The organism is Cutibacterium avidum 44067, assembly GCF_000367205.1.
GTDB classification, from domain to species: Bacteria; Actinomycetota; Actinomycetes; order Propionibacteriales; family Propionibacteriaceae; genus Cutibacterium; species Cutibacterium avidum.
This window is the reverse complement of sequence record NC_021064.1, coordinates 467,922-490,904: the sequence shown is the minus strand read 5'-3', so window position 1 is coordinate 490,904 and position 22,983 is coordinate 467,922. Positions and strand designations below refer to the sequence as shown.

The 22,983-nt window shown below is 64.6% G+C and carries 18 protein-coding genes, 1 pseudogene and 1 riboswitch; of the genes and pseudogenes, 5 read left to right on the top strand and 14 right to left on the bottom strand.

The genetic code is table 11. The features are described 5' to 3' along the window. Positions 1-53: 53 nt before the first annotated feature. From PALO_RS02265 to PALO_RS02245, 5 genes are all read right to left on the bottom strand, one after another. Positions 54-1,175, bottom strand: coding sequence for a BMP family lipoprotein (locus PALO_RS02265; RefSeq protein ID WP_015582243.1), 1,122 nt, complete (start codon positions 1,173-1,175; stop codon positions 54-56). 191 nt (positions 1,176-1,366) lie between these two features. Further along, on the bottom strand, positions 1,367-2,605 hold the full coding sequence (locus PALO_RS02260; RefSeq protein WP_015582242.1) for an aminoglycoside phosphotransferase family protein: 1,239 nt from the start codon (positions 2,603-2,605) through the stop codon (positions 1,367-1,369). Beyond that, positions 2,602-4,008: a hemolysin family protein gene (locus PALO_RS02255; RefSeq protein ID WP_015582241.1), complete on the bottom strand. Its 1,407-nt coding sequence runs from the start codon at positions 4,006-4,008 to the stop codon at positions 2,602-2,604. The genes PALO_RS02260 and PALO_RS02255 overlap by 4 nt, the downstream gene beginning before the upstream one ends. Positions 4,009-4,136: 128 nt before the next feature. Next, positions 4,137-5,285 (bottom strand): hypothetical protein, encoded by a 1,149-nt coding sequence (locus PALO_RS02250; protein WP_015582240.1) that lies wholly within the window; start codon positions 5,283-5,285, stop codon positions 4,137-4,139. Next, entirely contained in the window at positions 5,282-7,492 is a 2,211-nt protein-coding gene (locus PALO_RS02245) for an NADP-dependent isocitrate dehydrogenase (RefSeq protein ID WP_015582239.1), read from the bottom strand. The genes PALO_RS02250 and PALO_RS02245 overlap by 4 nt, the downstream gene beginning before the upstream one ends. Before the next feature lie 207 nt (positions 7,493-7,699). On the opposite strand from PALO_RS02245, the gene PALO_RS02240 reads away from it, so the two are divergent. From PALO_RS02240 to PALO_RS02230, 3 genes are all read left to right on the top strand, one after another. Then, positions 7,700-8,551: a formyltetrahydrofolate deformylase gene (locus PALO_RS02240; protein ID WP_004808912.1), complete on the top strand. Its 852-nt coding sequence runs from the start codon at positions 7,700-7,702 to the stop codon at positions 8,549-8,551. A gap of 153 nt (positions 8,552-8,704) precedes the next feature. Then, entirely contained in the window at positions 8,705-9,688 is a 984-nt protein-coding gene (locus tag PALO_RS02235) for a malate dehydrogenase (RefSeq protein WP_015582238.1), read from the top strand. Between the two features lie 429 nt (positions 9,689-10,117). Further along, positions 10,118-11,473 carry an aldehyde dehydrogenase family protein gene (locus PALO_RS02230; protein WP_004808914.1) on the top strand — a complete coding sequence of 452 codons (1,356 nt, stop codon included), beginning with the start codon at positions 10,118-10,120 and terminating at the stop codon, positions 11,471-11,473. Positions 11,474-11,665: 192 nt separating this feature from the next. Here the strand turns inward: PALO_RS02230 and PALO_RS12970 are convergent, their stop codons facing one another. From PALO_RS12970 to PALO_RS02215, 3 genes and pseudogenes are all read right to left on the bottom strand, one after another. Further along, a complete protein-coding gene (locus PALO_RS12970; RefSeq protein WP_015582237.1) occupies positions 11,666-11,998 on the bottom strand; it encodes a DUF3017 domain-containing protein in 333 nt (110 codons plus the stop codon). Further along, entirely contained in the window at positions 11,995-12,858 is an 864-nt protein-coding gene (locus PALO_RS02220; RefSeq protein ID WP_015582236.1) for a bifunctional methylenetetrahydrofolate dehydrogenase/methenyltetrahydrofolate cyclohydrolase, read from the bottom strand. Before PALO_RS02220 ends, PALO_RS12970 begins: the two co-directional genes overlap by 4 nt. 14 nt (positions 12,859-12,872) lie before the next feature. Beyond that, positions 12,873-13,879: pseudogene (locus PALO_RS02215) on the bottom strand (hypothetical protein). An 85-nt stretch (positions 13,880-13,964) separates the two neighbouring features. Here PALO_RS02215 and PALO_RS02210 point away from each other — a divergent pair. Both PALO_RS02210 and PALO_RS12450 read left to right on the top strand, forming a co-directional pair. Beyond that, positions 13,965-16,406, top strand: a complete 2,442-nt coding sequence (locus PALO_RS02210) for an alkaline phosphatase family protein (protein WP_015582234.1) — start codon at positions 13,965-13,967, stop codon at positions 16,404-16,406. A 307-nt stretch (positions 16,407-16,713) separates the two neighbouring features. Further along, complete coding sequence (locus PALO_RS12450) at positions 16,714-17,034, top strand: hypothetical protein (protein ID WP_177166502.1); 321 nt, start codon at positions 16,714-16,716, stop codon at positions 17,032-17,034. Between the two features lie 128 nt (positions 17,035-17,162). On the opposite strand, the gene purH is transcribed toward PALO_RS12450, so the two are convergent. From purH to ribD, 6 genes are read right to left on the bottom strand one after another with little or no spacing between them, the layout of a single operon-like run. Beyond that, positions 17,163-18,713 (bottom strand): bifunctional phosphoribosylaminoimidazolecarboxamide formyltransferase/IMP cyclohydrolase, encoded by a 1,551-nt coding sequence (purH, locus tag PALO_RS02200; protein ID WP_015582232.1) that lies wholly within the window; start codon positions 18,711-18,713, stop codon positions 17,163-17,165. After that, on the bottom strand, positions 18,710-19,339 hold the full coding sequence (purN, locus tag PALO_RS02195; protein ID WP_015582231.1) for a phosphoribosylglycinamide formyltransferase: 630 nt from the start codon (positions 19,337-19,339) through the stop codon (positions 18,710-18,712). Before purN ends, purH begins: the two co-directional genes overlap by 4 nt. 9 nt (positions 19,340-19,348) lie before the next feature. Continuing rightward, positions 19,349-19,864: a 6,7-dimethyl-8-ribityllumazine synthase gene (gene ribH / locus PALO_RS02190; protein WP_041710205.1), complete on the bottom strand. Its 516-nt coding sequence runs from the start codon at positions 19,862-19,864 to the stop codon at positions 19,349-19,351. A 2-nt stretch (positions 19,865-19,866) separates the two neighbouring features. Further along, positions 19,867-21,162 carry a 3,4-dihydroxy-2-butanone-4-phosphate synthase gene (gene ribB, locus PALO_RS02185; protein ID WP_015582229.1) on the bottom strand — a complete coding sequence of 432 codons (1,296 nt, stop codon included), beginning with the start codon at positions 21,160-21,162 and terminating at the stop codon, positions 19,867-19,869. Then, positions 21,156-21,755, bottom strand: a complete 600-nt coding sequence (locus PALO_RS02180; RefSeq protein WP_015582228.1) for a riboflavin synthase — start codon at positions 21,753-21,755, stop codon at positions 21,156-21,158. The genes ribB and PALO_RS02180 overlap by 7 nt, the downstream gene beginning before the upstream one ends. Before the next feature lie 8 nt (positions 21,756-21,763). Next, the gene (ribD, locus tag PALO_RS02175; RefSeq protein WP_015582227.1) at positions 21,764-22,759 is read right to left on the bottom strand and encodes a bifunctional diaminohydroxyphosphoribosylaminopyrimidine deaminase/5-amino-6-(5-phosphoribosylamino)uracil reductase RibD; all 996 of its coding nucleotides are present in this window, start codon (positions 22,757-22,759) and stop codon (positions 21,764-21,766) included. 70 nt (positions 22,760-22,829) lie between these two features. Then, a riboswitch (FMN riboswitch) is annotated at positions 22,830-22,964 on the bottom strand. Between the last annotated feature and the right edge of the window lie 19 nt (positions 22,965-22,983).

The window sequence follows — 22,983 nt, the reverse complement described above, 5'->3', positions numbered from 1 at the left end:
GCTCACGTGGCTGGCAGCTCAGCAGCTGCGCAAACCGAGTTCACGCTTCAAGCTCACTTGGGCTGAGCCTTCGAGGTGATCTTGATCTTGCCGGAGGTGATGTCAGCCTTGATCGTCTTCAGCTCGTCCTTGACGTCAGCGGGGACCTTGGAGTCGAACATGTGGAACGGAGACAGGCCGGTGCCGTCATCCTCGAGGGAGCCGATGTACGGCTTGTTGTCGAAGTTTCCGTCCTTGGCAGCCTTGATGGCGTCGAAGACGGCGACATCCATGCCCTTGTAGACCGAGGTGATGATGTTCGGGCAGTACGAAGGCTGGGTCTTGCAACCGTCGCCGTCAACCCAGATGGCATTGGCCTTGCCGCCGGAGGACTTCACGGCCTGGAGAGCGCCGTTGCCGGCATTACCGGCGACCGGGAGGATGATGTCCGCGCCCTGATTGAGGAGGGCCTGGGCAGTCGTCTTACCACCGGAGACGTTCTGGAACGGGTTGGGCTGCGGGACGAACTGGCCGTCCTGCTTCTCGGCGTTCCAGCCGATGACCTGCACCGACTTGTTCTTCTGCTTGTTGTAGTAATCGACGCCCTGGGCGAAGCCGTCCATGAAGATGGTCACGGTCGGGATCTTCATGCCGCCGAAGGTGGCGACCTTACCGGTCTTGGTCAGCGAGGCAGCCAGGTAGCGGGCCTCGAAGGAGGACTGCGCGGTGTTGAAGATCAGCGGCTTGAGGTTCGACGGGGCACCCTCCGGGTTGTCGTCGACGATGGCGAACTTGACGTTCGGGTTCGCCTTGGCAGCGGCCATGGTGGGCTTCTCGAGCAGGAAGCCGACGGAGACGACGATCGAGCACTTGGCGTCGACCATGGACTGCAAGTTGGTCGCGTAGTCCTTGTCGTCCTTCGACTCGACCTTGGCAGTCTTGACGCCGAGGTCGCTGGCGGCCTTGTTGAGGCCCTGCAGAGAGGTCTCGTTGAAAGACTTGTCGTTGAAGCCAGCGGAGTCCGAGACCATGCAGGCCTTGAACTCACCGGAGTTCGAGTTGTCCTTGGCGGCGGACGAGGTGCCGGTGGAGCTCGACGAGGAGCCCGAGAACGCATCCGGAGCCTGTGCACATGCCGACAGCGACAGGGCTGCGGCTGCAAAAACAGCGGGAATGGCGAGGTGTGACTTCTTCACGGACTGCCTCCTGGAGCAGACGATGATCCAATGAATGGGAAGCCCGTGTGGCAAGTTTCACCGGCCGGGCCATCAAACTGTAACCCTTTCGTGGCGGAATCGACACCACTATGGTCAAACTGAGCCCAGGAAGTGGCAGGATGCCGTGGCGGCCCTTGTGACTACGCCCAATTCATGGGACGAATGAGGGTTCATGCCACCTGATTGATCAAGGCTTCCGCCGCGTCGATGATCGACAGCGTCTCAGCACCCCAGTTGGCTTCCTGGCTGCGATACGGCCCAGTCGCAAGGGATATCGCGACCGCCGCAGAGCGCAATCTCAGCTCCACCGGATCGACTCGGGTGTCAAAGACCGGCACCCATCCCGCCAGGATCTGTCGCATCCGATCAGCCTGCGAGGAATTCATGTGCTGCACCGTTGACAGATGGGCAACCAAGCAGGCGAGATCGTCGGCACGACGGCCCGGGCCAATGGTGTCGACGTCGAGGATGCCGCACACCTGACCATTCCAGACGTGGATCTGGCCTTCGTGGAAGTCACCATGGGTGGGCTCGTTGCCCTGGGGCAGACCCGAGAGCCCCTGGGAAATGATGCGCGCCATCCGGTCGAGGCGGTCCTGCTGATCAGGCATGGCGGCAGCAACCATGCGACAGTAATGATCCACCGACTCACTCCACGGCGAGCGTCGGGGCAACTCACAAACCTGCGGAGGCAGTTGATCGAGCAGCCCGACGAGGCTCTCTGCGGTGCAGGGGTTCCCAGGCTCGAAAAGGGCCTTGCTGAGAGGACGCCCTGGCAGTTCGGTCAGGAACAACAAGTTGTCGTCAGTGACCCCTGCCACGCGCGGGCTCGGTACGGACGCGCGGGTGAGCAGATCGTGACGAGCAAGGGTCGCCTGGAAGATGCCGTCGCGCAGCACCTTGACGTAGAAGCGCCGATTGGCGACTTCGACACACAACACCGCGCGACGTCTGGGCCGATACCCGATCATCCGCAGGTTGATCTGATCGGCACTGACGCCACCGTCAACCAAACCCAGATCCGACATGATGGTCGCCATCTGTTCGGGGTAGGCGGCTCGCGACAGCCCGGGCAGGTCAGGGTCGTCGGGGTATCGCCACACGGCGACCTCGCGAGAGCCGTCGACGTAGATGTCGGCGCGCGAATCGGTCATCGCTGGGCCGTTGGCACGAGCGCTCATGCCGAACAGCTCCTGCCGCTCCCCCGTCTGCCATTGCACCCGCGCCTGATACGTCGCGGTGGTGGATTGCCCGGGATTGGCGTCGACGTGGTCCAGACGCCACTCCAGCAGGACCCCACCGGCGTGCTCGACGGCGGCCGTCAGCAGTTCTCCGGCTTCCGGGCCAGTGAGCAGGACCGCCCCGTCGGCGTCCTTCCCGGCGCCGCCGAGCCACGCGGGTCGTCTCACGCGCTTGCCGCCTCCCGCTCGGGACGCGGGGCAGCAGACGCCCCGGCCGTCACGATCGGCACCGCCGGCGCGTCGAGCCTACGGATCCTCAGCCATGCGGCACGCAACCCATCGACCTCGGTCACCGTCAACTCGATGTTGGGAGCGGGCTCCTCGTCCTCATCGTCCTCCTCGGCAACGAAACCGACCGGGTAGAGGTGGACGTCCACCTGGGCTCCTTTGACAGGGACCTGGCCGGTCTGAGCCATGAAGTACCCGGCGACGGTGTCGTAGGGACCCTCGGGCAGCACCAGACCAACCTTCTCGGAGAACTCCTCGATCGTCGTCAGGCCGTCGATGTCACGCTGGCGGACGTGGGCCAGATCGGAGGGTTCAACGGTGTCGTATTCGTCGGTGATGTCGCCGACGATCTCCTCGACGAGGTCCTCCAGGGTGACGATGCCGGCAGTGCCCCCGTACTCGTCCAGGACGATCGCCAGGTGCGCATGGGCGCGACGCATCTCCGTCAGGGCCTTGAGCACCTTGACGGTGTCGGGCAGGGAGACGACGGTGCGCACGAGCTGGGAGACCCGGCTGTTGCGGATCTGGGGATCCAGCTCGAGCAGGTCACGGACGTGCACGAACCCGAGCACTCGGTCGGCCGAGCCATCGATGACGGGGTAGCGCGAGTGGGAACCGTCCCGGACCAGCTGAGCTGCCTGGACAGCCTTCATCGACCCCTGCAGGAAGTCCACCTCGGTTCGGGGGACCATGACCTCACGCAGAGACTTCTCCCCCACGGCAAAGACCTCGTCGAGGATGGTGCGCTCCTCGTCACCCAAGGTGGCCGACGAGACGACCATCGAGCGGATCTCCTCGTCGGTGACCTCCTCGCGGGCAGCTGCGGGGTCACCACCAAGAACCTTGACGACGAAATCGGTCGAGACACCCAGGAACCAGATGATCGGGCGGAACAGGGTCGCAATGCCGTTGACCATCGGGCCCAGCACCAGGGAGAAACCCTCGGCTCGTTGCATGGCCAGCCGCTTGGCTACCAGCTCCCCCAGCACGATCGAGAAATAGGAAATGATGATCGTGATGATGACGAGGGCGACGGTGCCGGCAACGGAGGCCGACATTCCCCAGGACTCAAAAACCGGCGCGAGCTGATTCGCCAGTGTGGCACCACCGAATGCCGAGGCCAGGAAGCCCGACAGGGTGACGCCAATCTGGACAGCAGACAGGAAGCGGTTGGGATCTGATTGCAGCTGCTGGATCGAGCGACCGCGTGATCCACGGGTGGCCGCCAACTGCTTGACCTGGGAATCGCGGAGGCTCACCAGCGCCATCTCAGCAGCCGAGAACACTCCTCCCAGGAGGATGAACAGAAGAATGATGGCGGCGTTCTCAAGGACGTCAGCCACGGACCTTCACCATTCCTCTCGTCATGGAGGCAAGAATGAAGGTGTCGGGACTATCGCCCTCCCGGTCATCGTTGTGCATAGGACCAAGAATAAAGGTTCTGTGTGGCAAAACTCCAAGGAAGAAGCGGTCAGGGCGAAATATTGCCGCTCAGAACGTCCAAGCTCCACCACGTCGAGATCCCCGTCACAGCAAAGACGAAAACCACCTGGACCCATCGCGGACAGCTGGCCAACAGTCTCGCCACCGGCAGAAATGCCGGAAACGCGGGCAGGAGAAACCGAGCCTTCGCATTGAAGAATCCTTGCATGAGCCCCACGAAGACCACGGTGACGAGGACGTAGACCGTCAGCCAGACATTCTCCTGGCGAACCGCCGTGACGAGGCCAAGGAGGAGGTACAGGCACCATGACAGTGCGATGAGACCAAAATACCGCCAGTCACATGGCGGTTGTGACAGCTTCCCCTGAATGAATGTCCAGGTATCGGCTGGGGTACCCATCTCGCTCCCCCATGCCTTCTGGACCAGTAGGTAGCCATTCCACTTGCCAGTTCGACAGGCGACGATGAGGAACCACGTCAGCAATCCGAGTGGGCTGAGCGTCATTCCCACGAAGCGACGCCACCGCTGGTCGCGCTGCACCGTGGAGAACACGCTCGTCAACCATGCCAGTCCGAAGACGATGCACACCGGGGCCACGGATGCCCGAAAAAGCCCTGCGGCTCCGACGCAGGCCCCGGCAAGGATCCACCGTTCCGACAGGATGACCAGCAATCCCAGCCCGACGAGAGCGATGAACCACCCCTCGGTGTACCCCATCGACTCAACAACAGCGCGAGGGGCGGCTCCCCAACACACCACCAGCATGACGGCCACGGTCGGTCCCGCGACGCGTAGACCGATGGCGGTGATGACCCCGGCGGCCAGCAAGAACCCCATCTGTCCGGCGACGAAGACGGCCGGTCGAGCGGACAGACCCGTCGTCAGCATGACGACTCGGCCCAGTGCTGGCAGGCCTGGCAGGAAGGCGAGATCGGACGACCACGGGTCAGTGTGACCGAAGACGGTGTGTGGCCAGTGGTATCCGCCCGCAGCAATGATCGAGTACCATTTCCCGTCCCATCGGGTCAGGTGCGAAATGACCTCACCGTCCGGCGCCAGGGCCGCAACGAGGACGAGGCGTTGGGCCACCCACACGAGAAGACCGACGCCGATGGTGGTGAACCACCGACATCGGTCGACGTCGTCAGGCACGGCCGGAGTCCGGCCAGTGCTCACAGGGAGTCAATGATGGCGTTGAGGGTGGTGCTGGGGCGCATGGCATCCTCCACGAGTTCCTCGTCGGGGTGATAGTAACCGCCCATGTCCACCGGATTGCCCTGGACACCGTTGAGCTCTTCAAGGATCTGGGCCTCGCGGGCGGCCAGCTCGGTGGCCACGTCGGAGAACCGGTCGGCGAGCTCGGGGTCATCCTTCTGGGTAGCCAACTCTCCAGCCCAGTATCGGGCCAGCCAGTAGTGCGAGCCACGGTTGTCGATCTGACCGAGTTTGCGTGCGGGAGAACGGTCGTTCTCCAGAAAGGCACCGATGGCCTTGTCCAGGGTGGCGGCGAGAACTCCGGCCTTGGTGCCATCGGTGGTCTGGTCGATGTGTTCGAGGCAGGCGCCCAGGGCACAGAACTCGCCCAGGGAATCCCAGCGCAGGTAGTCCTCAGCGACGAACTGGGCGACGTGCTTGGGAGCCGAACCGCCAGCACCGGTCTCGAACAGGCCGCCACCGGCCAGCAGCGGGACGACCGAGAGCATCTTGGCGCTGGTGCCGATCTCAAGGATCGGGAAGAGGTCCGTGAGGTAGTCACGCAGCACGTTGCCGGTGACCGAGATGGTGTCCTCTCCGCGACGGATGCGTTCCAGGGTGAACTTCATCGCCTCGGCCGGGGCAAGGATTCGAATGTCCAGACCCTCGGTATCGTGCTCGGGCAGGTATGCCTTGACCTTCTCGATGACCCGGGCATCGTGGGCACGATTCTCGTCGAGCCAGAAGACGGCTGGGGTGTTGGTGATGCGGGCTCGCTCGACGGCCAGACGCACCCAGTCGCGCACCGGGATGTCGCGCACCCGGCTCATGCGCCAGATGTCGCCCGTCTCGACCTGCTGGCTCGTCAGCACCTCGTCTCCGGACCGCACCTCGACGCGGCCGTCGTGGACGACCGTGAAGGTGGTCGGGTGGGAGCCGTACTCCTCGGCCTTCTGGGCCATCAGGCCGACGTTCGGGACATCGCCCATGGTGGCGGGGTCGAGGGCGCCGTTCTGACGGCAGTCGTCCATGATCGCGGCGTACATCGTCGCGTAGCTGCGGTCGGGGATGCAGGCGAGGGTCTCCTGACGCTCACCCTCGGCATTCCACATGCAGCCGGAGTCGCGGACGACGACCGGCATCGAGGCGTCGATGATGACGAGGTTGCCGGCGTGCAGGTTGGTGATGCCGTGGTCGGAATCGACCATGGCCAGGGCCGGACGGGCCTGGAAGGCGGAATCAATGGCAGCCCTGACCTCGGTAGCGCGGTCGGCCGGGAGCTTCTCCAGACGGGCGTAGAGATCGCCCAGGCCGAGATCCGGGTCGACCCCGACGGAGTCGAGGTCATCGCCGTACCTGTCGAAGACGTTGACCAGGAAGGTACGCACCGCGTGTCCGAAGAGGACCGGGTCGGAGACCTTCATCATCGTCGCCTTGAGGTGGACCGACCACAGCAGGTCCTCCTCCTTGGCCAGGGCCAAGGAGGAGGCATAGAACTCATCGAGGGCATCGACCGACATGTAGGTGGCGTCGACGACCTCTCCCTCGAGGGTCTTGATGCCACTGGCGAGGGTGGTCTCGGAGCCGTCGGCCCCGACGAGAACGATGTCGAGGTCCTGGCCCTTGGAGACGAAGGACTCCTCATGGTCGAAGAAGTCCCCATGGTCCATGTGGGCGACGCGAGCCTTGACCTGATCGGACCACTTGCCCATGCGGTGCGGATGGGCCTTGGCATATGCCTTGACGGCGGCGGGGGCGCGACGGTCAGAGTTGCCCTGACGCAGCACCGGGTTGACGGCCGAGCCGAGCACGGCGGCGTAGCGGGCTGCTGTCTCCCTCTCCTCGTCGGTGGAGGGCTTGTCCGGGAAATTCGGCAGGTCGTATCCCTGGGACTGCAGCTCAGCGATCGCGGCCTTGAGCTGTGGGACGGAGGCGGAGATGTTCGGCAGCTTGATGATGTTGGCGTCCGGGGAGCCAGTGAGCTCGCCGAGCTCGGCCAGATGGTCGGCCACCTTCTGGCCCTCGGCCAGACGATCCGGGAACTGAGCCAGGATTCGCCCGGCCAGGGAGATGTCCGAGGTCGTGATGTCGATACCCGATTCGTCGAGGAATCCCTCCACGATGGGCAGCAGGGAATACGACGCGAGGGCGGGGGCCTCGTCGATCTTGGTCCAGACGATGGTGGGCATGCACGAACTCCTGTGGTCGAGGAAACGCCGCGATGCGGCCGTCGAAGGCCTGGTGCGGCACTGTTCTTCACAATAGTGGAGGAAATGGACAAAACAGCCCGAGCAGCGATGGAACATTGCGGAACACCCCGAAAGCCGCAGTCGTCCCCTCAATCCGCTCCTCGAAACTACCCTCGCCTTGAGGTTGGACCGACTACCGTACCGGTCATGTCGGAACCCCACGAGCTCGTCGTCACCTGGACCAGCCCCGATCAGCCAGGACTCGTCCATGCCGTCACCGGGGCATGCGCTCAGGTTGGCGGAAACCTCACCGAATGTCAGCAATTCACCAGCGCCGACACCGGAAACTTCTTCATCCGGTTGCAGGTCGAGTCGGTGAGCAGCCGAGCTGACCTGGAATCCGCTGTGGCAGAACTGGCTCAGCGCTACCACGCGACATTCCACATCGACGAACTGGGACGTCCGGTCCGCACCCTCATCCTCGCGTCCAAGGCACCCCACTGTCTGTCGCACCTGTTGTTCAACCGAGATACCGGCCGGCTGCCCATCGACGTCGTGCAGGTGATGGCCAACCATCCTGATCTCACGAACCTGGCGGAGTTCCACAAGGTGCCGTTCCGGTGGCAGAAGATCGACAAGGAGTCCAAAACAGCCTTCGAGGAGGAGGTACTGCGCACCGTCGACGATCTCGACGTCGAGTTGGTGGTCCTGGCCCGCTACATGCAAATCCTCTCGCCCGAGCTCTGCGAGCAACTGTCGGGCCGATGCATCAACATCCACCACTCGTTCCTGCCCGGCTTCAAGGGGGCCAGCCCCTACCGCCAGGCCCATTCCCGCGGGGTCAAACTCATCGGTGCCACAGCCCATTTCGTCACCGTCGACCTCGACGAGGGGCCCATCATCGAGCAGCGGGTCCAGCGAGTCGATCATTCCCAGACCGTCGTCCAACTGACGGCCGTCGGACAGGACACCGAGTCGGCGACCCTCAACGAGGCCGTGCGCCTCTTCGCCGAACATCGCACCTTCCTGGACGGTATGCGCACCGTCATCCTCAGCTGAGGGGTCCGTCCAGCTACCGGGTGCGCGACGGGAGAATTCTCACCGGCGCCCATCGTTCATGGCGAGAATGACTGCCCCGCCCCACCTCGCGCCCGAGCCGCGAGTACGCTCGGAGGTATCCACGCGTCATCGAGGACTTTCAAGGAGAGAGCCATGACCCAAACCCCAGTCAAGATTGCCGTCACCGGTGCTGCCGGCCAGATTTGCTACAGCCTGCTGTTCCGCATCGCCTCCGGTTCGCTGCTCGGGGACACCCCCATCGAGCTTCGTCTTCTCGAGATCACCCCGGCCCTCAAGGCCCTCGAGGGCGTCGTCATGGAGCTTGACGACTGCGCCTTCGGCAACCTCGTGAACATCGAGATCGGCGACGACCCGAAGAAGGTGTTCGACGGAGTCAACGCCGCCTTCCTCGTCGGCGCCATGCCCCGTAAGGCCGGTATGGAGCGTTCCGATCTGCTCACCAAGAACGGTGCCATCTTCACCGCTCAGGGCAAGGCTCTGAACGAGGTCGCCGCCGACGACGTCCGCGTCCTGGTCACCGGCAACCCGGCCAACACCAACGCCCTCATCGCCGCCACCAACGCGGCCGATATCCCGAACGATCACTTCGCCGCCCTGACCCGTCTGGATCACAACCGCGCCAAGACGCAGCTGGCCCGTAAGACCGGCAAGACCGTCAACGACGTGCGTCACATGACCATTTGGGGCAACCACTCCTCCACCCAGTACCCTGACGTCTTCCACGCCGAGGTCGCCGGCCAGAAGGCCACCGAGCTGGTGGACGAGGCCTGGATCGAGAACGAGTTCATCCCGACCGTCGCCAAGCGCGGCGCTGCCATCATCGACGCACGTGGCGCCTCCTCGGCTGCTTCAGCTGCCAACGCCACCGTCGAGTGCATGCGCGACTGGATGGGCTCCACCCCCGAGGGTGACTGGGTCTCCATGGCCATTCCGTCCGACGGCTCCTACGGAGTGCCCGAGGGCCTCATCTCCTCCTTCCCCGTGACCGTCAAGGACGGCAAGGTCGAGATCGTCCAGGGCCTCGAGATCGACGACTTCTCGCGCGCCAAGATCGACGCCTCCGTCAAGGAGCTCTCCGACGAGCGCGACGCCGTCAAGGAGCTCGGCCTCATCTGATCGACTGATCACTGACGAACGGGCCCGGGAACTTCGGTTCCGGGCCCGTTCTGCGCGTTGTGACGCCATTTTTCGGCATTATGAGCAGGTTGTCGTCCGTCTGGGGAGATGCACCACACCCCTGCACGAACGTGCAGTGATTCAAACCACCGAGACTGCTCGCAATGATGCTTGTCATCCTGTTACAACAGGATTTGACGAGGTTCTACCGCCTTCGGAGAACAGTGGCAAAGGCCACAACTGATTCTTCCTTTGAAATGCACATCAGTGCACACACAGGTTTGCCTCCGCTGCACCTCGGACCCGTTCTTGGTTTAGCTCTGGACGAACGAGATTGGCCATTCTTATGGTCGAGGCATCAGATGTCCTGGTGTCCACCGCAAGGAGGCGGATCTCCCCAGGACTCCACACCCGAAGGAGCCAGCAGCCATGACCATCACAGCCGAACGTCCCGTCACTGAACCCAGCGTCGAGGACCTCGCCGGAGTCTTCAACGATGTCAATTCTGCAGTGGGCGCCGCCCGCAGGGCCTTCGTCGCCTTCTCGGAGTGCTCCCTGGCCCAGCGCCGCGCCTTCGTCGATGCCGTCCGTGAGGCCGCGACCCAGCAGGACCGCCTGGAGTACATGGCCAGCGCAGCCGTCCAGGAGACCAGGATGGGCAACGCCCATCACAAGGTGCTCAAGAACCGCTACGCTGCGACTCGCACTCCTGGTGTGGAGGACCTCGTCATGGAGGCCCATCAGGGTGATGACGGACTCACCACCCTCGAGTACAGCCCCTACGGGGTCATCGGCGCCATCACTCCGACGACCAACCCCACCGAAACCATCATCTGCAACACCATCGGCATGCTCTCGGCAGGTAACACCGTCGTCTTCAGCCCCCACCCGAGGGCCCGTCATCTCAGTGCCTGGCTGGTCGACGTCCTCAACCGCGCGATGATGGCAGCCGGCGCCCCCGCCAACCTCATCACCCTCATCGCGAACCCGACCCCGGAGACCACCAAGAAGCTCATCAGCCACCCGGACATCACGATGTTGGTGGCGACCGGTGGGCCGCAGATCGTCAATATGGTGCTCTCGAGCGGCAAGAAGGCCATCGGTGCCGGGTCGGGCAACCCGCCCGTCGTCGTCGACGAGACCGCCAATATTGCCAAGGCCGCCGCTGACATCGTCCAGGGGGCCAGCTTCGACAACAACCTGCCGTGCACTGCCGAGAAGGAGATGATCGTCGTCGCCTCGGTGCTGCCAGAGTTCATGGCCGCGCTGCAGGCCAATGGCGCCCAGATCATCAGCGATCGCGAGGATCTCGTCAAGCTGCGGTCCTTGCTGCTCGATCCCTCAGGCACCAAGCCCAACACCACGTGGGTGGGCCAGGATGCTCAGAAGATCCTGCGCGCAGCAGGCATCGAGCCCGAGCAGGACACCCGACTCATCACCATGATCACCGACCCGCTGGACCCCTTCGTCCAGGTCGAGATGCTCATGCCGGTCGTCCCGGTGGTGCCCGCCACCGATTATCTCGCCGCCATCGACCTGGCCGTGGAACTGGAGCACGGCAACCGCCACACCGCGATCATGCACTCCAAGGACGTGTCGCGGCTCGACCTCATGGCCCGACGCATCCAGACGACGATCTTCGTCAAGAACGGGCCGTCCTACGCCGGCATCGGCATCAACGGCGAGGGATTTGCGACCTTCACCATCGCCGGACCGACCGGTGAGGGATTGACGTCGGCCCGCAGTTTCGCCCGGCGGCGGCGTTGCGTGCTCGACGCACATTGAGTTCAGCGTCCTTGACGCACATTAAGCGGAGCTCCGGCTACCTGCGCCACTTCTGTCTCACCTGCGCCACCATTTCCCGGCGCAGGTGAGACAGAAGTGGCGCAGCTGCCATCAGGCGGGCCGGGAGAATGGCGTCCGACACAGCGCACAGGCCAACCGCAGGCGCCGGCAACCGTAACGCCCGCGCAGCCGTCACCTCGTCAGGATGACGACCACCATCAGCGACCCCAGCACGAGCAACGACACCGCGTCAGCCCAGCGGCCCCGCACCGCCAGCAGACCTGCCTGTTCCTCGGGCAGCACCGCACGCAGCACACCCGCGAGCAGCACCGAGGCCGCAAAGACCATTGCCCCGCGTCGCCAATGTCCCGTCCCCATGACAAGCGCCGACGCGGCGACCCCGAGCAGGCACACAGTCAGCGCCCACCACGATTCAAGGTGCCCCTTCGACGCGGCACAGCGGTCACTGCGTCGCAGGCGTCGGGTGGCTCCCCCGGTGGGCGCCTCAGCCGTCTGTTGGCTCATGAAGGATCCGCAGCGAGCCGTTCGGCCCTGTCGACGACATTCGACAGCAGCATGGCGCGGGTCATCGGACCAACTCCACCCGGGTTCGGCGACACCCATGCAGCCTTCTCCCACACGTCGGGAGCAAAGTCACCCTGGATCTTTCCCTCCGCCGACCGCGACACACCGACGTCAACGAGCACGGCTCCCTCGCGGATCATGCTCGCGTCAATGAGCCCTGGGGATCCGGCCGCACCGATGATGATGTCGGCCTGACGAGTGTGATCGACAAGGTTTCGGGTACCGGTGTGGCACAAGGTGACGGTGCAGTTCTCGCTGCGACGGGTCAGCAGCAATCCCAGCGGGCGACCGACCGTCGTGCCACGGCCGACCACGCAGACGTTGGCTCCCGGCAGCTCAATCCCGTGCCGGGTCAACAGCTCGACGATGCCACGTGGGGTGCACGGCAGCGGAGCCGGTTCGTTGAGCACCAGACGCCCCAGGGAGGCGGGGGTCAGACCGTCGGCGTCCTTGTCGGGATCAATGAGGTTTAGGGCCCAGTTGGTGTCAATGTGGCGAGGCAGCGGCAGCTGGACGATGTACCCGGTGCAGCGCGGATTGGCGTTGAGCCCACGAATCTCCTGAGCAAGATCCTCCGCCGTGACATCTCCCGGTAGGTCGACCCGAATCGACTCAATGCCCACCTGGGCACAGTCACGATGCTTGCCGGCAACGTATTGGTGCGACGCCGGATCGTCCCCGACGAGCACCGTTCCCAGCCCCGGGACAACTCCCTTGTCGCGTAGGACTGCCACAGTTTCGGCAAGCTCGGACTTGATGGCGGCGGCGGTGGCCTTGCCGTCGAGTTTCTGAGCGGTCATGGATCCTCCTTGTGTCACGGCCTCAACAGGCCACCATCTTTCCACGAGACACGGTCCCTCACCGATCGACGACCGCGGTGACAACGTCAATGACCCGATCAATGGTGTTCACGTCCATGACCGGCGGCAGGCTGACGAGATCGTCCGGCCACTCGACGTCCAGGTGACGCGGGCGATCCCAGTGCAACGGGCCGACGACACCGACACCTCGCAATCTGTCAGCGATTTCCCCGGCATCCGGATGCTGAAGGACGACTGAACATGAAGCTCCCGGATTGACCACGCGGATCGCCCCCGTCCTGGACAGCCCGGCCACCACGTCGTCCCTGGTTCTTTCGACGAGCCGGGCGTACCCAGTCAGATCACACGCCTCGAACTCTCGACGTGCGTCGTCATTGGGTGGTACTGGGGCCCAGCGCTCGTCAGCCAGGTCCTCCGCCGCCTCAAAGGTGACCAGTCCCCGTCGGGCCAGGAACTGTCGTCGTGCGGCCGTGAGAAGCTCATCCCCCTCATCGCGTGCTCCCACCAGACCCGACAGGTCATGATCGGCTTTGACCCACGCCGTCTCGGGCAGGGGCAGGAGCTTCCGGATGCTGACGACGTCGACGTCAGCCGGTGACGACGATGGCCCCAGGAAGGAGTGGGTGCGATCGACGACCACGGGAATGCGGTTCCGTCGGGTTTCTTCGAGGACATCAGTCAAGGCCGAACCGGGCTGGATGCCAAAGGTCTCGCAGCTCAGCACCACCGGGTGTTCACGTCGTTGTCGACATGACGCGATGGTTGCGGCGACGGAGTCAGCGTCGGCCAGGAAATCGTCCCCGATCTCCACCCGTCGCACCCGGTACCCCTCCAATTGCCACGGAGTGACCATCGTCTGACAGCAGAACCATGGCACGACGAGGGTGTCCGCAGGAATCCAGCGGAACGGTGCGCCACCGAGACAGTAACCGTCACGAAGCCATCTGGCGGCCACGGCAGAGGCTTGACGCCCCAGTGCCACCCACGTCGTCACCGGCATGTCATCACCACACATTCACCAGCACTTCCCTCGCTGTTCACCGGCTACTCTCTCATCCTCCGACTCCTGCAGGTAGACCGGTGCCATGCACACATCGCATTCTCGCCTCACCCGATTGGTGAGCGCCTCAGTTGCTGCCGGCATGGCTGCCTTCGGGTTCGTCGCGCCGATCGCAAGCCATGCCCAGCCCGACAACAAGCCCACACCTGGCGCATCCAGCAGCGCCAAGAAACACACCACCATCACCTCGACGAACGTTGCCAGCGGCAAGATCAAGCACGTCTGGCTCATCATCCTGGAGAACAAGTCCTACGACGCCACCTTCTCCGGGCTCAACCAGAACTCCTACCTGTGGAAGGAGCTGCCGAAGCAGGGCGCTCTGCTCCCCCACTACTTCGGCACCGGCCACTACTCGCAGGACAACTACACCTCGATGGTCTCCGGACAGTCCGCCGAGATGGACCTCCAGTCCGACTGCGACGTCGCCAACACCAGTTTCGGCTCGAACGCGTCGATCATCGACCGTCACACCGGCAAGGAGTTCGGGCGCGACGACAACTACGGTCAGGTTCTCTCGTTGGCCGGTCCGAACGCAGCCGACGGCAAGAACGGTTGCACCTACCCCAAGGACGTCCCCACCCTCTTCAACCAGTTCGATGCCGCCGGCGTCACGTGGAAGGGATACGCCCAGGACCTGCGCAACCACTCCGGACGCGAGGACGGCCTGGCTGGCTCCCCCGGCACCCTGGAGAACACCCCGGACAAGAACCCCAAGGCCATGAAGCCGACCGAGGAGGACAAGGCCAAGGGCATCACCTCCTTCACCGGCGCTCAGCCTGACGACCAATACGTCGCCAAACACTTCCCCTTCCCGTGGTTCCACTCCATCATTGGCAATGACGGCACTGGCAAGGACTCCTTGACCAGGCCGGCCGACGGTGGCATTCCGTCGGACTCCAAGCACATTGCCAACGCCGACGACCCGTCCAACGGACTTCTCGCCGATCTGGCCAAGCCCGCGGACGAGGTGCCGGCCTTCAGCTGGATCACCCCGAACAACTGCTCGGACGCCCACGACGCCACCTGTAAGGGCAACAACCTTTCCGGTCTCTTCGACGCCGACGGCAAGCCGGACTACTCCAAGCCGCTGAGCACCCCGCCGAAGAACCACACCGGTGGCCTCTACGCCGCTGATCTGTGGCTGCGCTACTACATTCCGCTCATCGAGAAGTCGGATGCCTTCAAGGACGGTGGACTCATCGACGTCACCTTCGACGAGGCCAACCCACCCTTCACGAACATGTCGTTCAACAACGCCACCGATGACACCGACGTCGCGAAGGCCGCTCGCAAGGAGGAGCTGTACAACTACTCCCCGCAGACCATCAAGGATCTCGCGGAGGGGTACAAGAAGTACGATGCCAACACCTTCCCGAAGCCGTCCAAGATGTCGAAGAACTACGTCAAGGCCGACCTCGCCGGACAGAACATCAACGGTGAGAACGTCGACTGGGAGCCGACCGGCCCGAACTCGACCCTCGAGACCGACGAGCACGGCAACCAGTTGTTCCCGGGACCGGGTGACAACGGTTACATCACCCGCCCGCCGTCCTGTGAGCAGGACACCGATCTGGTGAACGCCGACAAGTCCAACTGCGTGCACGGTGCCAAGAACACCGGTGCCGGCTGGGGCTACTCCAAGGCCAAGACGATTGACGTCAGCAACACTGCTGGCACCTCCAAGCTGACCGGCAAGGTCACCGTCACCGATCTGGGTCGCAAGGTCACCGGCGAGGGCATCCCCGACGGTGCCCACGTCGGCAAGGTCGCCAACCAGGGCCCGAACATGGTCGCCGATCCCAAGGATGGTGTGACGAACTCCTCCTTCGTCATCGTCGATGCCAACGACAAGCCTCTGAAGACCACCACCGACGTCACCTCGGTGACCTTGTCGGCAACTGGTGTCCCCGGCCATCTGGCTGACGACGAGTCCCCGCTGGCCACCTTCAACGCCCAGGACGCCACCCCTGGCGGCGGCGCCACCGGTTCAGTGCTCATCTCCCCGTACATCAAGCCGGGAACCGTCTCGAACACCTACTACAACCACTTCTCATGGCTGCGCACCATGGAGGATCTCTTCGAGGTCTCCAAGGGCAATGACACCCGCGAGCTCGAGGCTGGCACTGTCTCCACCGGTCTCGATGGAGACGGCCACCTCGGTTTCGCTGCTCAGGCTGGTCTGGGGACCTTCGGCAAGGACGTCTTCAACAACCTGCCGACTGAGCCGAACCCGTCCGCCTCGGCCAGTGCATCCACGACCCCGTCCACTGTCCCGACTGCCACCGCCACCAGGAGCACTGCCCCCGGCGCTGCTCCTGGTGACGACGGCAACGGTTCGCGCCCCAGCCTGCCGCGCACCGGTAATGGCGAGGTTTCCGACCCGGCTGCCACGGAGTCCGCAATTGCCGGTCTGGTCGTTGTCGGTGCCGCCGTCTCCGCCTGGGCCATCCGCCGCAAACGACGCTGAGAGGTCGGGAATGAGTAATCGTCACGCAATCGCCACGGACCTTCGCAGGGCTGTCGTCGTCGGTCTGTGCTCAGGTGTCGTCTTGATCTCGGGATGCTCGGCGTCTGGTCACGACGCTCCTTCGCCCGCGCCGTCGACCTCGGCCGAGGCTGGCAGCCCCGCCGAGCAGCTGGCTACCCAGTCCATGCCTTCCTGGTTGCCCTCGCAGAGCGTCCCGGGAACCGTCGTCGGAACCGTCCAGAAGCCGGCCCTCTCCTATCAGGGAGTCGAGGTCAAGGTGAACCTTGACCGTGGCAACTCGGTGGTCATGAACGTCAACGGTCCCACTGCCCCGCCTGGAACGAAGGTTGGCGCGGAGGAAGCAGACCTCACGTGGACGGTGACGGTCTCCGAGGCGATCGGGACGGTTCCGCTGTCGGTCAAGCAGTTCAACGTCCAGGACGAAGCCGGTGAGTACCACTGGGCACAGCCGGTCAAGGGATCGACGATTCCCACCAAGATCGACAAGGGACAGAAGGTGACCTTCAAGATCCACACCATTGCCTCCTCGGGCGAGGGCATGGTTCGCTGGGCACCTGACGGCAAGCGCGTCGTCGCCCTGTGGGATTACATCGCTGAGCTCGACTGACCTTCCCGAAGAACCACGCGGGGCCCGGACCATCATGGTCCGGGCCCCTTCACGTGTCGTTGGTCCTCGAGCTGACCCTTACACCGAGATGTCTGTCTCGGTGTAAGGGTCAGCTCGAGGAGCCGGGATCAGTGGAAGAAGTGCCTCGTTCCAGTGAGGTAGAGAGCGACGCCAGCCTTACGGCAGGCCTCGATGGTCTCGTCGTCACGAATCGATCCGCCCGGCTCGACGATGGCCTTGGCATTGGCATCGATGAGGACCTGAGGACCGTCGGCAAAGGGGAAGAAGGCGTCGGATGCGGCCACCGATCCGGCGGCGCGATCACCGGCCCGCTCCACGGCCAGACGGCATGAGTCGACGCGGTTGACCTGACCCATGCCGACGCCGACCGAGGCTCCGCCATGGGCCAGGAGGATGGCGTTGGACTTCACCGAGCGGCAGGCCTTCCACGCGAAGAGCAGATCGGCCAGGGTGGCATCGTCGACGGCCTCACCAGCCGCGAGGGTCCACTGGCTCGGGTCGTCACCCTCGGCCTGGAAGACATCCGCCTCCATGGCCAGCAGCCCACCGTCGATCTGGCGCAGCTCCCAGCCGGCCACCTCGGGCGCGGGTGCCTCCAGCAGGCGGATGTTCTTCTTGCGGGACAGGATCTCCACGGCCCCGTCCTCGTATCCGGGAGCGACGACAACCTCGGTGAAGATCTCGGCGACCTGCTCGGCCATCGCGACACTGACTGGGCGGTTGGTGGCGATGACGCCGCCGAAGGCGCTCAGCGAGTCACAGGCGTGGGCCTTGCGATGGGCCTCGGCAATGTCCGAACCGGTGGCGATGCCGCACGGATTGGAGTGCTTGATGACGGCGACGCACGGCTCCTCGAAGTCGAAGGCAGCGCGACGGGCCGAGTTGGTGTCAACGTAGTTGTTGTAGCTCATGGCCTTGCCATGCAGCTGCCGAGCTCCGGCCAGACCGGGCTCGCCGGGGCTCTGGTAGACCGCAGCAGCTTGGTGGGAGTTCTCGCCGTAGCGCAGCGGATGGATAAGCTCACCAGTCATGCCGACGAAGGCCGGCACTCCCTCGCCGGAGACCCCGTTGCGAGTGGCGAACCAGGTGGCCACCGCGACGTCGTAGGCAGCGGTGTGGGCGAATGCTCGGGCTGCCAGGACGCGACGCTCCTCGCCGGTGTAGCCGCCCTCGGACAGGGCTCGGGCGAGGTCCTCGTACTGGTCAGGGTTGGTGACGACGGCAACGCTCGCGTGATTCTTGGCGGCCGCGCGGACCATCGACGGGCCACCGATGTCGATCTTCTCGATGCACTCGTCGAAATCTCCCCCGCGCGCCACGGTCTCGGAGAAGGGGTAGAGGTTGCACACCACGAGGTCGAAAGGTTTGACGTCGAGCTCGGCCAGCTGATCACGATGGGACTCCAGTCGGCGATCAGCAAGGATGCCGGCGTGAATCTTCGGGTGGAGGGTCTTGACGCGACCGTCGAGGCACTCCGGGAATCCGGTGACCTCACTGACCTCGGTCACCGTCACCCCGTGGGAGGCCAGCTCCTTGGCGGTCGAGCCGGTCGAGACGACCTCGACCTTGGCGTCGATGAGGGCCTTGGCCAACTGGCCAAGGCCAGACTTGTCATAGACGGAGACGAGGGCTCGACGGATGGGTTGACGTTCACTCACTGTGGATCCTTCCGGGACGGTTCGGTGCCGAGTTCTTGCGTACCGGGGCGAGCCCCGGCAAGTTCTGTGACGACTTCGACGAGCATCTCTCGTTCCTCCACCTTGATACGTTCATGGAGGGACTCGACGGTGTCGTCGGCCCGGACGGGCACGGCCCGCTGGGCAAGGATCCGACCGGTGTCGACCCCGGCGTCGACTACGAAGACGGTGGCACCGGTGATCTTGACTCCGTAGTCCAGAGCATCGCGGGGACCGTGGATCCCGGGGAAGGACGGCAGCAAGGCCGGATGGGAATTGATGGTGCGTCCCCCGAAACGATCCAGGAAGGTCGTCCCGAGCAGCTTCATGAAGCCAGCACAGACGACCAGGTCAGGATCGAACCGGGAGACGTCGTCGGTCAGTCGCGCGTCCCAGGCCTCCCTCATGGTGACCCGCTGGTCGGCGTCGGCCCTGGGGAGGGGTTCGGCAAAGGTGGGGATGCCGGCCTTCTCGGCTCGTTGCAGGGCGACGGCGCCAGGCTGGTCGGAGCCGACGGCGACGATGGTCACCTCTTCGGGCAGGTTGTCGATGAGGGATTGCAACAGGGTTCCGGTGCCCGAGACGAGCACGACAACACGAACGGTCACGCCCCCACCCTAAGCCCTCAAGGCCTGTGTGGGGCGCGAGGCTGTGACGGCGGACAGGGCCGTGAAGGTGGCGACTGCGGCTTGAGCGGCCTCATGTCCCTTGTCCTCGTGGGATCCTTCCAGCCCCGCGCGGTCGAGAGCCTGGGCATCGTCATCGCAGGTCAGGACGCCAAATCCGATGGGGGTCCTGGTGCGTACGGCGACATCCGTGATGCCCCGCGTGGCGGCGTCGCAGACGTAGTCGAAGTGCGGGGTTCCTCCCCGAATGACCACGCCGAGGGCAACGAGGGCGTCGAAGTGGTCGGCGAGGGCGGCACAGGCCACCGGGAGTTCGAAGGATCCCGGCACTCTGACGACGACGGGATCGTCCACCCCTGCGTCGGCCAGGCCACGCAGGGCACCGGCAAGCAGGCCATTCATGACCTTGTCATGCCATTGCGATGCGACGACGGCGACCTGAAGGCCACTGCCGTCGAGGTTGCTGAGGTCAGGGGCAGCAGGTCCCACATTGGTACGAGAGCTCATGATCATTCTCCTTGGGTGCTCCGGGCGGGTTCAGGATGGTTCAGGTCGGGCGTGGTGATCTCGGGCATGTCGTGGTCGAGTGCCAGCAGATGTCCCATCCGATCGCGTTTCGTACGCAGGTACCGCTCGTCCTCGGGACGGGCCGGAATCTCGAGAGGCGACATCGTCACCTCAAGTCCTCCTTCACGCAGAGCATCCACCTTGGCAGGGTTGTTCGTGAGCAGGCGGACGGCAGAAACACCGGCATCAGCCAGGATCGCCACCGCCGCGCCGTACTCACGTGCGTCGATGGGTAGACCGAGATGAGTCTGGGCGTCGACGGTGTCGAGCCCACCATCCTGAGCCCGGTAGGCCGCAATCTTGTTGAGCAGACCAGTCGCCCGTCCCTCGTGGCCACGAAGCAGGATGATGGCCCCGCCGTGCTCGTTGACGTGAGCCTGGGCAGCCGCCAGCTGGTCCCCGCAATCGCAGCGCAGGGATCCCAGGGCGTCGCCGGTGAGGCATTCCGAGTGCACCCTCACCCAGGCTGGGCCACCGTCGTCGGCGTAGATCCCCTTGTCAGACATGAGCAGGACGTGTTCGGCCCCGGTGAGGTTGTCCCGGTAACCGGTCATCGTGAATTGGCCGTGCCGGGTCGGCAATTCCGCGCTGGCAAGGGCCGTCACGCGAGGTGCCGCAGTGGTGTCAGCCGGATCATGGGAGAGCCGCCACTGCGCCAGTTGATCGATGGTGACGAAGGCCAGATCCTCGGTGCGGGCCAGCTCGGCTATGGAGTCGGTACGCAGACACATACCGTCATCCCCCACGAGTTCACCAATGAGACCGACGGGTTCCAAGCCGGCCAGCCGGGCGAGGTCGACGGCGGCCTCGGTGTGACCGCGCCTCTCCAGCACTCCCCCGGCGCGGGCCCGTAGCGGCAGGACGTGGCCGGGACGGACGAGGTCAGCGGAGGTCGAGGTGGCGCTTGCGAGAACTCGAGCGGTGCGGGCACGCTGGGCGGCATCGATACCGGTCGTTATCCCGGATGCCGCGTCGACGGCGACGGTGTAGCGGGTTCGCAGCGGGTCCTGGTTGGCGGGCCACATGAGGGGCAGACCGAGTTGGTCAGCGTGCTCGTCGGTCATGGGTGCGCACAGGTACCCGGAAGTGTGGCGGACCATCCATCCGACCCAGCGTGGATCAGCCAGCTCAGCGGCGAGGATGGCGTCTCCCTCGTTCTCCCGGTCGGCGTCGTCGGCAACCAGCACCGGACGTCCGACGCGCAGCTCGGCCAGCGCCTCCTCGATGGTGTTCAGCATGACTTCTCCTTGTTCACGAGGGATTCCAGGTATTTCGCGATGACGTCGACCTCGATGTTCACGGGTTCGCCAGGTTCGAGACCACCGAGGACCGTGCCGGTGAGGGTGGTCGGGATGAGGCTCACCTCGAACCACTCGGAACTGACCTCGCAGACCGTCAGGGATGTGCCGTTGATCGCGATCGACCCCTTCTCGACGACGTACCTGGCCAGCGTGGTGGGAAGGCTGAATCGGAAGACCTCCCAGTGGTCGCCGGGAGTACGGGAGACGAGTTCGGTGACCCCATCGACATGCCCCTGGACGATGTGTCCACCGAGGCGTCCCGCCACGGCCACCGGGCGCTCCAGATTGACCCTGCTCCCCGGGGCCAACCACCCCAGGGCAGTGCGGTTGAGGGTCTCGGCCATGACGTCACAGCCGAAGGTCACCTCGTCAAGGTCGGTGACCGTCAGGCAGGTGCCGTTGACGGCGATGGACGCACCGAGCCGGGCGTCGGAACAGACCACGGGTCCGCGGATGGACAGCCGAGCCGACTCCTGTCCCTTGTCGATGGCGACGACCTCGCCAATCTCCTCGATGATTCCGGTGAACATGGGTCTCCTCACTCGTGGTGTGCGCGGATTTGGATGTCAGGACCCAGCCGGCACACGTCGTCGACGACGAAGTGGTGGGCCAAGGCCAAGGTGGTGACGGTGGGATCGATGACGGCTGCCCGACCGTCTCCCAACACCGTCGGTGCGATGTGGGCGATGACCTCGTCAACGAGGTCGGCGGCCAGGAATGCTCCGGCCAGGCGTGGACCGCCCTCGAGCCAGACCCGGTGGATGCCGCGATGCCACAACACGTCAAGCACCTCGACGGGGTCGTGGCTGAGAATCTGCAAGGTCTCGGCGGAATCGTCGTGGAGATGGCAACCGGCAGGCAGGTCCCTCATCCCCACCACGACGCGCAGCGGCTGACAGGTGGCTTCGGACAGCCGGACCGTCAGTCGAGGATCGTCAGCCAGAGCTGTTCCGGTACCGACGACGATCGCCCCGCACCGGGAGCGGCCGATCTGCACTTGGTGACGCGCCTCTTCCCCGGTGATCCACTGACTTGTGCCGTCGGGAGCGGCGCTGCGTCCGTCGAGGGTGGCGGCGTACTTCCAGCACACCCGGGGGCGTCGGTGGGTCTGGCTGAACGTCCAGTCGGCGTTGAGAGCCATGGCAGCCTCGGAAAGAACACCCGTGATGACTTCGACCCCGTTGGTGCGCAGGAACTGTTCTCCCCCAACTGCCACCGGGTTGGGGTCGGACTGAGCGATGACGACGCGGGAAACCCCGGCCTCGCGCAGGGCATGGCTGCATGGACCGGTGCGTCCGGTGTGATTGCACGGTTCCAGGGTGACGACGGCAGTTGCTCCCCGGGCAGCGTCGCCAGCCTGATGCAGTGCCTCCACCTCGGCGTGTGAGGTTCCCGCCCCGTGATGCCATCCCTGCCCGACAACCTGACCATCGGCGACGATGACGCAGCCGACACGCGGATTCGGGTCAGGGCATGGCGAGTTCGCTGCCAAGTTCAGGGCGAGCGTCATGGCGTCGCCCCACCGCTGGTCCATCTGTCCTCCCGGGCCGTTGCGACTCCGGGGTGCGCAAGGACGACACACGGGGCTGACGACGCCAGCCACCTGCCGTGCTGCCTCCCATCCGGACTTTAACCGTCGGTACCGGAATTCCACCGGTTCAACCTCACCGTCACGAGGACGGCTCGGGTCGCGGACTGTCACCGCCGGTTCGGACTTTCACCGACCCCGGAGCACGTGTGCTTGCGGACAAGTATGCA